We start from the raw sequence: 15,301 nt of genomic DNA, 5'->3' as shown, positions 1-15,301 counted from the left end.
GGCTAACGTGAAAACAGGCTCGAATCAGGCCCCAACATCCGTATTGGTGTTCAGTAACTCCAGCTCCCCTCTTGTCTGCTCCTTCAGTTGGTGCAGGCATTGCTCCAGCGGCTCTGCTTCGCCCTGCAGAGTGGCCAACACCTGTTGCTGATACTCTACCTCAAGTGCCAGCCCGGCCTGCTCGGCCAAACGGCGCACCAGTGCTTCATGCGCATGCTCAAACCGGATCTGCGCCTGCGCCTGAGGCTTGACCTCGACATATTCGACCTGCTGCAGCGGCTCGCTGATCGCCTGGCTGTAGGCGCGTACCAAACCACCTGCACCCAACTTGATACCACCAAAGTAACGCACCACCGTGGCCAGTACGTAATCCAGCCCTTTGTGCTGCAGTACATTCAATATCGGGCGGGCCGCCGTGCCCGAAGGCTCGCCGTCATCGGACTGACGCACCTGCCCGGCCACCAGCATCGCATAGCAGATATGCCGCGCTTCCGGGTGCTGCCGCCAAAGCTCGGCCACCCGTTCAAGTCCGGCCGCATGGGAGTGGATCGGCTCAATACAGCCGATAAAGCGTGACTTCTTGATCTCGATCTCGCTGTGTATCGGTTCGGCCAGGGTTTTGTAACAGGTCATGAGCAACGCAGGTCCTCGATTGTTAGGTCCACGCGGGATGATAGTACATCGCACGGTCTTCTGTCCGGTCGCGGGCAGCACCCCGCCTGCGTTGCTGGTACACTTCGCAGGCCCGAACTGCCAAGGATTCTGACCATGCCCGACCTCTCTCAGCTGCCGATCGATTCACTGCTGCCAGAGATCGTTGCCACCCTTGAGCAACAGAACGAACTGATTCTTGAAGCCGAACCCGGTGCGGGCAAAACCACACGCGTGCCACTTGCACTGCTGGACCGGCCCTGGCTGGCAGGACAGAAAATCATCCTGTTGGAACCACGACGACTTGCGGCCAAGGCTGCAGCCCAACGACTGGCACAGCAACTGGGTGAGCCGGTCGGTAAGCGTGTTGGCTATCGTGTTCGGCTCGAAACACGCACCAGTGAGGCCACCCGCCTGGAAGTGGTCACCGGCGGGGTGCTGGTGCGCATGCTGCAGGAAAATCCGGGGCTTGAAGGCATAGGGTTGTTGATTCTGGATGAATTTCACGAGCGCAGCCTGGATGCCGACCTCAGTCTGGCACTGGCACTGCAGGGGCGGGAGCTGCTGCTCGAAGGGCCTCCACTCAAACTGCTGCTGATGTCGGCAACCCTCGAGCACTCGACATTGTCTGCACTACTCGGCGGCGCACCTGTGGTGCAATCCAGTGGCCGCAGCCACCCGGTGGAGATCATCTGGTCCGCCCGCAGTCGCAGCGACGAGCCGATCGAGCCTCGTATCGCAAAACTGGTGGCACAGACACTGCAGCAGCACGCCGGCAGCCTACTGGTGTTTCTGCCGGGACTGGCCGAAATTCGCCGCACTCAGGCACTGCTGGAACCGCTTCTCGAACAGTATCCCGAGCTGCTGCTGACCCCGCTGCATGGTGAGCTGCCGCTGGATCAGCAGCAACAGGCGATACTGTCACCACCCCGGGGCCAGCGCAAAGTGGTACTGGCCACCGCCATCGCGGAAACCAGCCTGACCATTGAGGGCATAGAAGCGGTCATCGACTCCGGGCTGAGTCGACAGGCGCGTTTTGATCCCGCCAGTGGCATGACGCGTCTGTTCACCACCCGCGTGTCGATGGCAAGCGCCACTCAGCGTGCAGGCAGGGCTGGACGCCTGGGGCCAGGCACCTGCTATCGGCTTTGGTCCGAAGCCCAACACAGTGAGCTTGAACCCCAGACACGCCCGGAAATTCTTCAGGCCGATCTGGCCCCGCTGGCACTGCAACTGTTGAACTGGGGCGTGAACGATCCAGCCGAACTGATCTGGCTGGAGCCACCGCCTGCGGCCACATTCAGTCAGGCAATACAACTGCTGATGCAGCTGGAGGCGATTGAAGCCCCCGCCCCCAACCAGTTACGTCTGACCCGCAGAGGCGAGCGCATGGCCGAGCTACCGACTCACCCCCGTCTTGCCCACATGTTGCTATGCGGTGCGGAAAACGGCCTGCTGCCATTGGCGGCAGACCTTGCGGTACTGCTGACCGAGCGAGACCCGCTGAATACTCAGTCCGCCGACCTGCGCCAGCGGCTTGACTGGTTGCAGAACGCAGGCCGCGAGCCACAACGGCGGCGACTGCAACAACTTGCAAGCCAGCTGCGCAACAGCTGCCTTGACATCGCCTCGCAGCCCGTCAGCGCACCGGATCAGCCTCACTGGATCGGCTATCTGATTGTCTGCGCCTACCCGGACCGGATCGCGCGGCAGCGGGAACCCGGCTCTGCGCAATATCGCCTCAGCCAGGGGCGAGGGGTTACGCTGGCCGAACAGGACCCGTTGCGCAAACATGAATGGCTCGCGGTCGCCACACTCAGCAGCCACAATGGACGCGCTTCGGACAGAATCAGACTGGCCAGTGCCCTGGCCCCCTCGCTGTTCGAAAGTCAGCTAAAGGATCTCAAACGAACTGAAGAGGTCGTCGAGTGGGACAGCCGACAGGACAGGTTTGTGGCTGAACGGCAGGTGTGCATCGGCAATCTGGTGTTGAGCCGAACACAGCTGCAGGAAGTAACGGCGGAGCACAGGCGCAGAGCCATTATGTCGCTGCTGCAGCGTGAAGGGTTGCTGCGGCTGAGCTTCACACCTGAAGTCGAGCAGTTCAGGGCACGAGTGGCGTTTGCCGCCAGCCAGGACAGTGATGCCCAATGGCCCGACCTGTCCGATGCAGGGCTGCTACAGACTCTGGAGCAATGGCTGTCGCCCTGGCTGGATACTGTTACTCGACAGGACGATCTGACTCGGCTCGATCTACTGTCGATTTTGCGCAGCCGGCTGAACTGGCCACAACAGCAGTTGCTGGATCAGCTCGCCCCCGAACGGATACCCGTTCCTTCAGGTTCCAGCTATCGAATCGACTACAGCCAGTCGCCTCCGGTACTGGCGGTAAAATTACAGGAAATGTTTGGCTGCCTTGATACTCCCCGTGTAGGCCACGGGATTCCCCTCACACTGCACCTGCTGTCGCCGGCACAACGACCGCTACAGGTGACATCCGATCTGGCCGCATTCTGGGCTGGAAGTTACCGGGAGGTGAAGAAGGAGATGAAGGGACGCTATCCAAAACACCCCTGGCCGGATGACCCTGCCAACGCAGCGCCGACTCGATACACCAAACGACGTCAGCCGTCTTGAAATAGGGAAGGAAGGAAAGGTGCCGGCAGCGAAGCTACCGGCAGAGGGGGTCAGCTGCGAACGATGGACACGTCTTCAGCTTGCAGGCCTTTGTCGCTTTCACGCACGCTGAAGCGAACTTTCTGACCTTCGTTCAGAGAGCGGTGACCACGGCCACGGATGTTGCGGAAATGAACAAACACATCATCACCATTTTCACGCGTGATGAAACCGAACCCCTTGGACACGTTGAACCATTTAACGCTGCCGATTTCACGACCGTCGTTCTCGTCACCTTCGTCATCATCCTGCTCTGAAGCATCGGAAAACGGACGAGCTGTCCGCGCCGTAACGGCAGTACCCGCAGGTTGCCAGGCACTGGCCAGGGTTACAAGCAGAACCACAACAGCAATGATTGCCAAAACCGGCAAGGTGAACCCTATTTCAACTCCCGCAACGCGCTGCAGCAGAAAAGGAATAATAAACGCAGCCAGAACACTGGCCAACACACTCTTGATTAACTGATTACCACTCATTGATCTTCTCTGTTTATTAGCTGAATGTTTATACAATATAAGATGCGCAGATTTAGGAAGACGCGCATTGAAGCTCGTCAGATATACTCTATTCGTCATTTTTTTTCAATGGCTTAAGCCTGACAGGCTTTCTGACAGAGGGACCTATGAACTATCCTATGGACCCCGTCCAAACAGCAAGGAGGTCATTATGGCCGACAACGATACCCTGGCAGAGCTGGAATCACGCATCGCTTTTCAGGAAGACGCCATCGACAAGCTGAGTGAAGTCGTGGCGCGGCAGGAAATGGATCTGGAAAAACTGACACGAATGGTCAAGATTCTGCACGGCCAGCTACGTGAACTCGGCGGCAGTGAAGAAGCGCCCGCAGCCGATGTACCGCCGCCCCATTACTGAGAACTCTGGGCTCCACCCAACGCTCGCAGGGCATAGATGTCATAGCGGCTGGACTTGCCTTCCAGCGAGTAGGAAGGCTTTTGACCCGTGATGGCAGGCGCCTTTCGGGCGCGTTTGACCACCACCCGACAGCGCGCAGCCTCTAGCGCCGCCGCCAGCAACTCGGCCTCATCGGTATCCTGGCCCACCAACTCTCTGAAAGCCAGCATCTCCTTCTTGACCTGAGCCTTCTTGTCCGTATGCGGGAACATGGGATCAAGGTAGACCAGGTCTGGCTGTTGCTGCTCAGGACACTTCTGCAGCCAGGTACGCCCGTCAGCCCGCTCCAGCGTCATCCGCTGCAGCGTTTCGGCCAGCTCAGGCACACTGATGGCCTGTTCCAGCCCGGCTGCCAGAAGTGCATGCACAACCGATGAGCGTTCCAGCATGTGTACCTGACAGCCCAGCGTCGCCAGCACAAAGGCATCTCGCCCAAGGCCTGCAGTCGCATCAACAATGGTTGGGCGTATGCCTGACTTGATACCGCAGGCCCTGGCGATCAGCTGGCCCGTACCGCCGCCAAACTGACGCCGATGCGCAACCGCGCCGGACACGAAATCGGCCCTGACAGGTCCCGGGCGTTTTGGTCCGGTCGCGTAAAGCGCCAGTCCCTGCAAATCAAACAACAGCACCTGCTGCCAAGGCTCGGCAGAGGCCAGATCAGGAGACGCAACACAGGGAAGACCAAGCTCAAGCGCCAATGTTTCTGCTTTTGCCCTGCCGTCCTCATACTGCCAACCTACGGCCAGATTCACACCAGCCCCCCTGGGCCTGCCAACCAAACCAGCAACAGCACAACCCCCAACGCCAGCCGGTACCAGACAAACGGCATCATGCCTACACGATCAAGCCACTTGAGGAACAGGTGGATACAGGCCAGCGCGCTGAGTCCGGCAACCAGTGTACCGACACCAATCTGCAGCCAGTGAGCACCACTGCCCTGCTCAGAAAGCCGCGCAACCTGCAGCACTCCGGCACCAAATATGATCGGGATTGACAACAAAAATGAAAACCGCGCAGCACTCTGACGCTCGAATCCCAGCATTAAAGCCGCCGTAATGGTGATTCCTGAACGCGAGGTACCGGGTATCAGGGCCAATGCCTGTGCCATACCGATCATGACGGCATCGCGTCGCGTCAGCTCACGAATTCCGCGACATTCCTGCCGGCGACTGTCAGCCCAGCCCAACAAAACGCCAAAAATCAGCGTAGCAGCCGCTATCACCAGTACCGAGCGACCATACTGTTCGATCAGGCCTGCAAACATGAGCCCGCTGAACATCGCGGGCAGAGTCGCCAGCACCACCAACCAGGCCAGCTTGCCTTCGGCATCGCACGGCCCACCCAAAGAACGCCCCCAGGCCATGGCCATACCGCTGACCTCTCGACGGAAATAATAGACAACCGCCAGCAGAGTGCCGACATGAACGCCGACATCAAACGCCAGCCCCTGATCCTCCCACCCCAGCAACTGGGAAGGCAGAATCAGATGCGCCGAACTGGAGATGGGCAGAAACTCCGTCAGCCCCTGAATCACGGCCAGGCAAAAGGTATGCAGCCAGTCACTGAAGTTCACTGCTGATCCTTTTTCTTCCAGGCAACCTGATCGCGCAGATAAACTGGGCGCGCATCATCCGGCGCCATCGCAGCTCCCTGCTTGAGCGCTCGCTGAGCCAGCTGCGCCATCGCCGAGGCCTGCGGGTAGACCTCCGCTTTGATCTCACAAACCTGACGCACCAGCTCTGCCGGCATCCGTTCACGATAACACCAGCCACTGCCCAACCCGACAAAAGGCCGGACAAGGCTTTCCGACGGCAGGTGGATCTGTGCCGGGGCACATACCTGTTCCTCGACCAGTGCAACCGGCTCGCCGTCCTGCCACCGCCATGCACACCAGTAGACCTCATCCATGCGAGCATCCAGCACCGTCAACAGCGAGCCGCTGCCTTCACCTTCTGCCCAGGCGATCGCCTTCAGGGTTGAAACCGGCACCACCGGCAGATCTGCTGCCAGCGCCAACCCCTGAGCGGCTCCGGTCGCAATGCGAATGCCGGCGAAAGAGCCGGGGCCACGGCCAAAGGCGATGGCATCCAGACTGTTCAAAGCCACACCGGCTTCAGCCAGCAGCTCGTCAACCATCGGCAACAACAGATGGGTATGGCGGCGCGGCTCGATGACAAAGCGATCAGTCAACTGATCACCCAGCAGCAGCGCCGCTGAACAGGCATCGGTAGAGGTATCCAGGGCCAGTATTTTGGACATAGTCTTCTCGGTCGGTCAAAAACGGGGCTATTGTAATCAGCTGGAGTGAACAAATCACCCGCCCTGAATCAGCGCCTCACCCCAGCGTGGCAACAGTGCTTGTTCGAGCCCAAGTTGCGACAGGATACGCGCCACTACAAAGTCCACCATATCTTCGACACTTTGTGGGCGATGATAGAATCCGGGGCTGGCCGGAATGATGACACTCCCCATGCGAGTCAGCTTGAGCATATGCTCCAGATGGATCTCGGAATAAGGCGCCTCGCGGGGTACCAGTATCAGCTGTCTGCGCTCTTTCAATGCCACATCTGCCGCCCGCTCGATCAGGTTATTGCTGGCACCACAGGCGATGGCCGACAGGGTACCGGTACTGCAGGGACACACAACCATGGCAGAAGGCGCACCCGAACCGGACGCCACCGGAGCCATCCATTGTTCGCGCCCGAACACACACAGCTGACCTGCCATGACGCCGTACTGCTCAGTCAGAAAGTGTTCCATTGCATCGGGCGATCCTGGGAGCTTGAGGTCGGTCTCGGTTGCGATCACAACCTGGGCTGCTTTCGACACCATTAACAGCACTTGCTGGTTCTGCGCCAACAGGCACTGCAGAAGACGCAACCCATACTGAACACCGGATGCGCCGGTAATGGCCAGCGTCACACGCCCAGCAAAACCTCTGTCAGAGGACATGAATCGACTCCCGCTGCTCCAGCGCCTTCAGCAACTTCTGGTGAATACCGCCAAAGCCGCCATTACTCATGATCACGACCTGCGCACCGCGCGGCAATTCGCTTGCCAGACGGTTAACAAGCGGACATATTTCCGTTTCCAGCCGTGCCGGGACAGGGCTCTGTGCCACCACTTCATCCAGCGACCAGTCCAGCCCTTCCGGCTGATACCAGTACACCTGATCCGCCATGGCGGTTGCTTCGGCAAGCTGTGCCTTGTGGGCACCCAGCCTCATGGTGTTGGAGCGCGGTTCAATCACGGCCACCACTGCCTGGCGTTTGCCCACACGGGCACGCAGCCCCTCCAGCGTGGTCTGAATTGCACTGGGGTGGTGCGCAAAGTCGTCATACACGGTGATCCCGGCCACCTCGCCCAACCGCTCCATTCGCCGCTTGACACCGCCGAACCGGCTCAGCGCTTCAATCGCATGCTCTGGCTGAACGCCAACATGACGTGCCGCCACCAGTGCATTAATCGCATTGCTCACGTTGTGCAGGCCGGTCAGTGACCAGCACACTTCGCCCAGACTCTCGCCCTGGTGCTGAACGGAAAAGTGACTGCCATCTTCGCTCAGAAGCTGAGCCGACCAGCTGGCACGACGATCAAAGCCAGTCAGTACTCGCTCACTCCAGCACCCCATGTCGATTACATCATCAAGCGCTGCCGAATCTGCCGGCATGATAACCTGTCCGGTGGCGGGCAAGATCCGCATCAAGTGATGGAACTGGCGCTGAATCGCCGCCAGATCAGGAAAGATATCCGCGTGGTCGAACTCAAGGTTATTCAGAATCAGGGTGCGGGGGTGATAGTGCACAAACTTCGAACGCTTATCGAAAAAGGCAGTGTCGTATTCGTCCGCTTCAATCACAAAGAAAGGGGTTTCTCCGATACGGGCAGAGGTTTCAAAGTTGAGCGGCACGCCGCCTATCAGAAAACCGGGCGACATGCCCGCCTGTTCAAGAATCCAGGCCAACATGGTAGCGGTCGTGGTTTTACCATGGGTACCGGCTACCGCCAGCACCCAGCGGTCGGCCAAAAGATTGTCGTGTAGCCACTGAGGACCCGAGGTGTAGCGCAAATTATGCTCCAGCACATGCTCAACACAGGGGTTGCCGCGACTCATGGCGTTGCCGATGACCACCATATCGGGAGCCGGCTCCAGTTGCACCGGATCGTAACCCTGGATCAGCTCAATTCCCTGCTGCTCCAGCTGCGTGCTCATGGGTGGATAGACATTCGCATCCGAGCCGGTGACCCGGTGCCCCAGCTGTTTGGCCAGTATCGCCAGCGACCCCATGAAGGTACCGCAAATTCCGAGAATATGGATGTGCACCCGGATGCTCCTTTTCTTGTTCTGAATGCATCGCATCATATCAGCTTGGCGCTACGAAAACCGCACCTGAAACGATCTGTTCTTATGCAAAATCCATCAGGATAGCGTACAATTCAGCGCGTCTTTCCCATCGGATCAAACAAAGGCCGAATTCACAGATGCAGCTGCTCAGCAACTACCTGAAACACCACGACACCGACCTCGAACTCGTTGAACTGATCGACACACTGATGATCGCCTGCAAGGAGATCGCACTGCAACTGCGAGAGGGCGCTCTGGCCGGTATTCTCGGCACCACCAATGACACCAACGTTCAGGGTGAAACCCAGAAGAAGCTGGATGTCATTTCCAACGACGTGCTGAAAAAGGTGCTGCTCGACAATCCTCTTGTCCGCGGCCTAGCGTCTGAAGAGGAAGACGACCCTGTCTTCGGCAACCCAAATGGTCGCTTCCTGGTGACTTTCGACCCTCTGGACGGCTCTTCCAACATCGACATCAATGTTTCCGTGGGCACCATCTTTTCCATCCTTGAAGCCCCTGAGGGCGCCACGGATGATAATGTGGACATGTTCCTGCAGGCAGGTCGCAAACAGGTGGCTTCCGGCTATGTACTGTACGGTCCTTCAGCGGTTCTGGCACTGACCACCGGGCATGGCGTCAATATGTTTACCCTTGCTCACACCGGTGATTTCCTGCTGACTCGTGAAAACGTCAAGATCCCCGAAGAAACCAAAGAGTTCGCCATTAACATGTCGAACCACCGCTTCTGGGAACCTTCGATGCGCAACTATGTTGACGACCTGCTCAAGGGTGCCGAAGGCCCCCGTGGCAAGAACTACAACATGCGCTGGATCGCCTCCATGGTGGCCGAGGTGCATCGTGTCCTGACCCGTGGCGGTATTTTCACGTACCCTTGGGATTCACGCGAACCCGCCAAGCCCGGCAAGCTGCGCCTTATGTACGAAGGCAATCCGATGAGCCTGCTGATCGAGCAGGCCGGTGGCATCTCCAGCACATGTTACAGCGACATACTGGATATTCAGCCTGACCACATCCATCAGCGCGTATCCGTGGCGCTGGGTTCACGCGAAGAAGTCGAGACGCTGCTGCAGTACCACTGCGACTGCTGAACAGGCGTTTCACCTGTAAGTCGTATTCCGGCGGGCTGCTGGGCAGTTTATACTGCGGCCCGCTATACGTTCTGTCCTTGTAATCGATAACAGGAAAACAGCTCATGAGCTTCGAGAAAGTCCCTGCCGGCAAAGATCTGCCGAATGACATCTACGTGATCATCGAAATCCCGGCGGAAAGCTCCCCGGTTAAATACGAGATCGACAAAGACGCTGATGCGATCTTCGTTGACCGTTTCATGGCTGCCCCGATGTTCTATCCGGCCAACTACGGCTACATCAACAACACTCTGGCAGACGATGGCGATCCCCTGGACGTATTGGTGCTGACCCCGCACCCGGTAATGACCGGTTCTGTCATTCGCTGCCGTCCGGTCGGTATCCTGAACATGACCGACGAAGCCGGCGGTGATGCCAAACTGGTTGCCGTTCCGCACGAGAAACTGAGCCAGGCGTACAACGATATTCATGATGTTGACGATATTCCTCAGCTGACCCGTGACCAGATCGCCCACTTCTTCGAGAACTACAAAACCCTCGAAAAGGGCAAGTGGGTCAAGGTTGAAGGCTGGGCCAACGCCGACGCCGCGCGCGCCGAGATCGTGAAGTCTGCCGCTGCATACGAAGCCGCCAAGTAAGACTTGCCTCCGGGGAGATTTGCCATCACATCTCCCCACCCTCCCCACATCAATCCTCGCCCTACCTCTCTTTTCCACCCGACCTGTTCTGATACACTGGCTCCTGTCTTTTACCAACTACCAACCGACCCATAGCAACCGACAGAGAAGCCGATGAAGTTTTCAGGTACCGACCGCTACGTTGCCACCGACGATCTGCAGATGGCCGTCAACGCCGCCATCACCCTGCAACGACCGCTGCTGGTCAAGGGCGAGCCCGGCACCGGCAAGACCATGCTGGCTGAAGAGCTGGCCACCGCACTGGGCAAGCCTTTGCTGCGCTGGCACATCAAGTCCACCACCAAGGCTCAGCAGGGCCTGTACGATTACGATGCCGTTTCCCGCCTGCGTGATTCACAGCTGGGTGACGATCGCGTGCATGATATTCGCAATTACATCCGCAAGGGGATGCTGTGGCAGGCGTTTGAAGCTGACGAGCAGGTCGTACTGTTGATTGATGAGATCGACAAGGCCGATATCGAATTCCCCAACGACCTGCTGACCGAACTCGACAAGATGGAGTTTGATGTGTATGAGACCGGTGAACGCGTCCGTGCCCGTCAACGCCCCATCGTGATCATCACCAGTAACAACGAGAAGGAGCTGCCGGACGCCTTCCTGCGCCGCTGTTTCTTCCACTACATTGCCTTCCCGGACAAGGACACCCTTCAGTCCATCGTCGATGTGCATTTCCCGCAGATTGAGCAGACGCTGGTGCGCGAGGCACTGGAAATATTCTTCCGCCTGCGCGAAGTCCCCAGTCTGAAGAAAAAACCGTCAACATCAGAGCTGATTGACTGGCTCAAGCTGCTGCTTGCTGACCGCATTCCGGCTGACGTGCTGGCCAACCAGGACCCATCCAGCGCCATGCCTCCGCTCTATGGTGCGCTGCTCAAAAACGAGCAGGATGTACACATGCTGCAGCGCCTAGCCTTCATGGCGCGCCGTGAGGCTCGCTGATGCTGATCGACCTGTTCACTCAGCTGCGCAAGGGACAGGTGCCGGTTTCCCTGCGTGAGCTGCTTGACCTGATCGGCGCACTGGAACAGCAGGTTGCCTGTCTGGATGTGAATGACTTTTACCTGCTGGCCCGCGCCTGTATGGTCAAGGACGAAAAGTACTACGACCGCTTTGACCGTGCCTTCGGGCAGTATTTTGCCGGACTGCAGGCACAGGGGGATATTACCGACGCCTTGATCCCCTCGCACTGGCTGGACAGCGAATTCATCAAGCAACTCAGTGACGAGGAAAAAGCACAGATCGAGGCACTGGGTGGTCTGGACAAGCTGCTGGACACACTGAAGCAACGCCTGGAAGAACAGGGTGAACGCCATGCCGGTGGCAACAAGTGGATCGGCACCGGCGGTACCTCTCCATTTGGTCACAGCGGCTATAACCCGGAAGGGGTTCGAATCGGTGGCGAGAGCAAACACAAACGTGCAGTGAAAGTCTGGGAGCAGCGCCAGTTCCGCAATCTGGATGACAGCGTGGAGCTGGGCACGCGCAATATCAAGGTTGCCCTGCGCAAACTGCGCAAGTTCGCCCGCACCGGCGCCGCCGACCTGCTTGATCTGGATGACACCATTCGCTCAACGGCGCGCAATGCAGGCCTGCTGGATTTGAAAATGGTGCCGGAGCGGCACAACGCCGCCAAAGTACTGCTGTTTTTGGATGTAGGCGGCTCCATGGACCCGTTCATCCGCACCTGCGAAGAGCTGTTCTCGGCTGCGCGCACCGAATTCAAGCACCTGGAATACTTTTACTTTCACAACTGCGTATACGAAAAGGTCTGGCGCGACAACCGTCGCCGTTACGACGAAGCCATACCAACTCTGGATGTACTTCACACCTACGGCCGTGATTACCGGGTAGTCTTTGTGGGTGATGCCGCCATGTCACCCTATGAACTGCTGGATCGCTATGGCAGCGTGGAGCACATGAACGAGGAGCCGGGGCAACTCTGGCTGCAGCGGATACTGGATACCTGGGACAAGGTAATCTGGCTGAACCCCTCATCTGAGCGCTACTGGCAGTACACCCAGAGCACGCAGATGATTCGGCAGCAGGTCGAGGGGCATATGTACCCACTGACACTGGAAGGGCTGGAGGCCGGTATCCGCTACCTTTCGCGTTGATACCGGCCGGCAGGATCAGTCGCGGGCGTGGTGTACCATGTCCTCGACCACTTCCTGCTCTTCGTGAAGATCATCATCCACCTGCTTCGACTGCGGCAGAACAAGATTCAGAGTGATCGCCACCGCACCACAGAGGCTGACGCCCTGCAGGCTCAGATCGCCCTGCCCCATTGCCATGCCACCAATACCAAACACCAGAGTGGTAGCCACAATCACCAGATTCCGTTGCTCGGCCAGATCTACATGAGCCTTGATCAGAGTGTTCATCCCCACCGCGGCAATGGAGCCGAACAGCAGGATCAGAATACCGCCCATCACCGGCGCCGGAATGGTCTGCAGCGCCATGCCAAACTTGGCAATGAACGCCAACGCAATGGCGACAATTGCGGCCCAGACCATGATCACCGGATTGAAAGCCTTGGTTAGCATCACCGCACCGGTCACTTCGGAGTAGGTCGTGTTGGGCGGGCCACCGAACAGCGAGGCCGCAGCGGTGGCAAGGCCATCGCCAAACAGGGTCCGGTGCAGCCCCGGCTTGCGCACGTAGTCCTTACCGGTCACGTTTGAGATCGCCAGGATATCGCCTACATGCTCAATGGCCGGTGCCAGCGCCACCGGGATCATGAACAGGATCGCCTGCCAATGGAACTCGGGCATCACGAATGCCGGCATGGCCACCCAGCGTGCTTCGGTGATCGGGCTGTAATCCACCATCCCACTAAAGTGGGCCACGGCGTAACCTGCCACCACACCCGACAGAATGGGCAGCAAGCGGAAGATGCCATGAGCAAACACAGCCACGATAAGGGTGGTCACCAGCGCACTCATGGAAACCAGCATCGCCTGCTCATAGGGGAACAGCTCAAGCGAACCATCCCCGCTCTTGCCCATCGCCATATTGACCGCAATCGGCGCCAGACCCAGGCCGATGATCATGATGACCGGCCCTGTTACCACTGGTGGCATGATTCGGTGCAGAAAACCGCCCCCCTTGAGCTTCACCGCCAGTGCCAGCAGCATGTAGACACCACCGGCAGCCATCAGACCGCCCATCGTAGCCGCCACACCCCAGTTCTGTACTGAGTAGGTAATCGGGGCGATAAAAACAAACGAGGATGCCAGAAAAATCGGTACCGTGAGCCCGGTTACCAGATGAAACAGCAGTGTCCCGATCCCGGCGGTAAACAGCGCCACACTCGGATCCAGACCCGTCAACAACGGCATCAATACCAGCGCACCGAATGCCACGAACAGCATCTGCGATCCGGCCAGCATGGTGCGCCAATGCAATGCGCCTTTACGTTCAGGAACGGGTTGCATATTCGACTCTCCTATTTGGTGCCGAAAATCTTGTCACCGGCGTCACCCAGCCCGGGCACAATATAACCCTGCTCGTTCAGGCACTCATCCACTGACGCGGTAAATATATCCACATCCGGGTGTGCGGCCTGCACCTTCTCAATTCCTTCAGGGGCCGCTACCAGCACCAGCGCGCGAATACTGCTGCAGCCGGCCTTTTTCAACAGATCGATGGTCGCGATCATGGAACCACCCGTTGCCAGCATGGGGTCCACGATCAACGCCATGCGTGACTCAATGTCGCTGGCCAGTTTTTCGAAATAGGTGACCGGCTGCAGCGTTTCTTCATCCCGATAAAGCCCTACCACCGAAATCTTGGCACTGGGAACCAGTTCCAGCACCCCATCCAGCATGCCAAGCCCTGCTCGCAAAATGGGTACTACGGTAATTTTCTTGCCCTTGATTCGTTGCCCCTTGACCGGACCACACCAGCCCTGCAGGGTATACTCTTCCAGCTCCAGATCTTTGGTCGCTTCGTAGGTCAGCAAGCAACCAACCTCGGCTGCCAGCTGGCGAAAGCCGCGGGTACTCTTGTTACTGGAGCGCATCAGGCTCAGCTTGTGCTGTACCAGCGGATGGTGGATTTCATGAACACTCATGGCAGGGCAACCTCATCGGCGGAGCCGCACGTTTGAACCAACGTCCGGCTTGACAAAAAATTCAGGGCAAGACTAACGAATGATCCGCCTGATGTCATCCACGCCCACGGCCTGATATTGTTCAGACAGCAAAACCTGAGTACCCTTGCTCACTTTTTTACAATCCGGTCGCCAATGGCGGCCATCAGCCATTGCCGGAGTGGTTCCATGAGCACTATCGATTCCGAAGAGATCAAGCGCGTCTACATTGAGGCTGACCTGCTCCACAGCCAGGCCGAGGTGGAAGCGGCAATCAGCAACATGGCTGCCGACATTACCGCCGAACTTCATGACCGCGAACCGGTCATTTTTGCGGTCATGAATGGTGGCCTGGTGATTGCTGGCCAACTGCTGACCCGGCTCAACTTCCCGCTGGTGGCCAGCTACCTGCACGCCACGCGCTACCGCAACACCACATCCGGCCACGAGCTGGAATGGAAGGTGCCGCCAATGGTCGAGTTCAAGGACCGCCCGGTACTGGTAGTGGATGACATTCTGGACGAAGGCCATACCCTGGCCGAAGTGATGGACTACCTTAAGGCGGAAGGTGCTGCATCAGTACAGTGTGCCGTGCTGGTTGACAAGCGCCATGACCGCAAGGCCCGCCCGGAGTTCAAGGCCGATTTTGTAGGGATCGAGATCGAGGATCGCTACATTTTCGGCTATGGCATGGACTACAAGGGTTATTGGCGCAACGCGCCTGGCATCTTCGCAGTAAAGGGGATGTAATCTACGCTTGCCATCCCGTCCTGTCTGGTTACAATGCGGGGGTACGAAGAAATTTTACAGGGTTTGC

16 protein-coding genes are annotated in these 15,301 nt (G+C 58.2%); 7 read left to right on the top strand and 9 right to left on the bottom strand.

Annotated elements, in window-relative coordinates; genetic code table 11:
• Positions 1-24: 24 nt before the first annotated feature.
• On the bottom strand, positions 25-633 hold the full coding sequence (locus BLV48_RS07485; RefSeq protein ID WP_091825394.1) for an IMPACT family protein: 609 nt from the start codon (positions 631-633) through the stop codon (positions 25-27).
• Between the two features lie 135 nt (positions 634-768).
• Between BLV48_RS07485 and hrpB the strand changes: the two genes are divergently transcribed.
• A complete protein-coding gene (gene hrpB, locus BLV48_RS07480; protein ID WP_091825391.1) occupies positions 769-3,288 on the top strand; it encodes an ATP-dependent helicase HrpB in 2,520 nt (839 codons plus the stop codon).
• Between the two features lie 50 nt (positions 3,289-3,338).
• On the opposite strand, the gene BLV48_RS19460 is transcribed toward hrpB, so the two are convergent.
• Positions 3,339-3,803 (bottom strand): cold-shock protein, encoded by a 465-nt coding sequence (locus BLV48_RS19460; RefSeq protein WP_091825388.1) that lies wholly within the window; start codon positions 3,801-3,803, stop codon positions 3,339-3,341.
• A 190-nt stretch (positions 3,804-3,993) separates the two neighbouring features.
• On the opposite strand from BLV48_RS19460, the gene BLV48_RS07470 reads away from it, so the two are divergent.
• Entirely contained in the window at positions 3,994-4,200 is a 207-nt protein-coding gene (locus BLV48_RS07470; protein ID WP_091825386.1) for a SlyX family protein, read from the top strand.
• On the opposite strand, the gene BLV48_RS07465 is transcribed toward BLV48_RS07470, so the two are convergent.
• Genes BLV48_RS07465 through mpl form a run of 5 tightly spaced genes read right to left on the bottom strand, consistent with a single transcriptional unit; the run spans position 4,194 to position 8,566 of the window.
• A complete protein-coding gene (locus BLV48_RS07465) occupies positions 4,194-4,994 on the bottom strand; it encodes a class I SAM-dependent methyltransferase (protein WP_091825383.1) in 801 nt (266 codons plus the stop codon). The genes BLV48_RS07470 and BLV48_RS07465 overlap by 7 nt on opposite strands.
• Positions 4,991-5,815, bottom strand: a complete 825-nt coding sequence (locus tag BLV48_RS07460) for an undecaprenyl-diphosphate phosphatase (RefSeq protein WP_091825380.1) — start codon at positions 5,813-5,815, stop codon at positions 4,991-4,993. The genes BLV48_RS07465 and BLV48_RS07460 overlap by 4 nt, the downstream gene beginning before the upstream one ends.
• On the bottom strand, positions 5,812-6,501 hold the full coding sequence (gene tsaB / locus BLV48_RS07455) for a tRNA (adenosine(37)-N6)-threonylcarbamoyltransferase complex dimerization subunit type 1 TsaB (RefSeq protein WP_091825377.1): 690 nt from the start codon (positions 6,499-6,501) through the stop codon (positions 5,812-5,814). Before tsaB ends, BLV48_RS07460 begins: the two co-directional genes overlap by 4 nt.
• Positions 6,502-6,555: 54 nt before the next feature.
• Entirely contained in the window at positions 6,556-7,194 is a 639-nt protein-coding gene (locus BLV48_RS07450; RefSeq protein WP_091825375.1) for a flavin prenyltransferase UbiX, read from the bottom strand.
• Positions 7,184-8,566 (bottom strand): UDP-N-acetylmuramate:L-alanyl-gamma-D-glutamyl-meso-diaminopimelate ligase, encoded by a 1,383-nt coding sequence (gene mpl, locus BLV48_RS07445; RefSeq protein WP_091825372.1) that lies wholly within the window; start codon positions 8,564-8,566, stop codon positions 7,184-7,186. The genes BLV48_RS07450 and mpl overlap by 11 nt, the downstream gene beginning before the upstream one ends.
• A 158-nt stretch (positions 8,567-8,724) precedes the next feature.
• Here mpl and BLV48_RS07440 point away from each other — a divergent pair, with 158 nt between their 5' ends.
• From BLV48_RS07440 to BLV48_RS07425, 4 genes are all read left to right on the top strand, one after another.
• Positions 8,725-9,696: a class 1 fructose-bisphosphatase gene (locus BLV48_RS07440; RefSeq protein ID WP_091825369.1), complete on the top strand. Its 972-nt coding sequence runs from the start codon at positions 8,725-8,727 to the stop codon at positions 9,694-9,696.
• Between the two features lie 104 nt (positions 9,697-9,800).
• Positions 9,801-10,334 (top strand): inorganic diphosphatase, encoded by a 534-nt coding sequence (ppa, locus tag BLV48_RS07435; RefSeq protein ID WP_091825366.1) that lies wholly within the window; start codon positions 9,801-9,803, stop codon positions 10,332-10,334.
• 153 nt (positions 10,335-10,487) lie between these two features.
• Positions 10,488-11,333 (top strand): AAA family ATPase, encoded by an 846-nt coding sequence (locus tag BLV48_RS07430; RefSeq protein ID WP_091825363.1) that lies wholly within the window; start codon positions 10,488-10,490, stop codon positions 11,331-11,333.
• Positions 11,333-12,508 (top strand): vWA domain-containing protein, encoded by a 1,176-nt coding sequence (locus BLV48_RS07425; protein ID WP_091825360.1) that lies wholly within the window; start codon positions 11,333-11,335, stop codon positions 12,506-12,508. The genes BLV48_RS07430 and BLV48_RS07425 overlap by 1 nt, the downstream gene beginning before the upstream one ends.
• Before the next feature lie 15 nt (positions 12,509-12,523).
• Here BLV48_RS07425 and BLV48_RS07420 read toward each other — a convergent pair whose 3' ends face one another.
• Both BLV48_RS07420 and upp read right to left on the bottom strand, forming a co-directional pair.
• Positions 12,524-13,828 carry a uracil-xanthine permease family protein gene (locus tag BLV48_RS07420; RefSeq protein ID WP_091825357.1) on the bottom strand — a complete coding sequence of 435 codons (1,305 nt, stop codon included), beginning with the start codon at positions 13,826-13,828 and terminating at the stop codon, positions 12,524-12,526.
• Between the two features lie 11 nt (positions 13,829-13,839).
• A complete protein-coding gene (gene upp / locus BLV48_RS07415) occupies positions 13,840-14,466 on the bottom strand; it encodes a uracil phosphoribosyltransferase (protein ID WP_091825354.1) in 627 nt (208 codons plus the stop codon).
• Positions 14,467-14,673: 207 nt separating this feature from the next.
• Here upp and BLV48_RS07410 point away from each other — a divergent pair, with 207 nt between their 5' ends.
• On the top strand, positions 14,674-15,234 hold the full coding sequence (locus tag BLV48_RS07410; protein WP_091825351.1) for a hypoxanthine-guanine phosphoribosyltransferase: 561 nt from the start codon (positions 14,674-14,676) through the stop codon (positions 15,232-15,234).
• Positions 15,235-15,301 lie beyond the last annotated feature (67 nt).

The sequence above is a fragment of the Marinobacterium iners DSM 11526 genome, assembly GCF_900107855.1.
GTDB lineage: Bacteria > Pseudomonadota > Gammaproteobacteria > Pseudomonadales > Balneatricaceae > Marinobacterium > Marinobacterium iners.
Note: the sequence above shows the minus strand (reverse complement) of the source record. Positions and strands in the feature narration are given on the sequence as shown.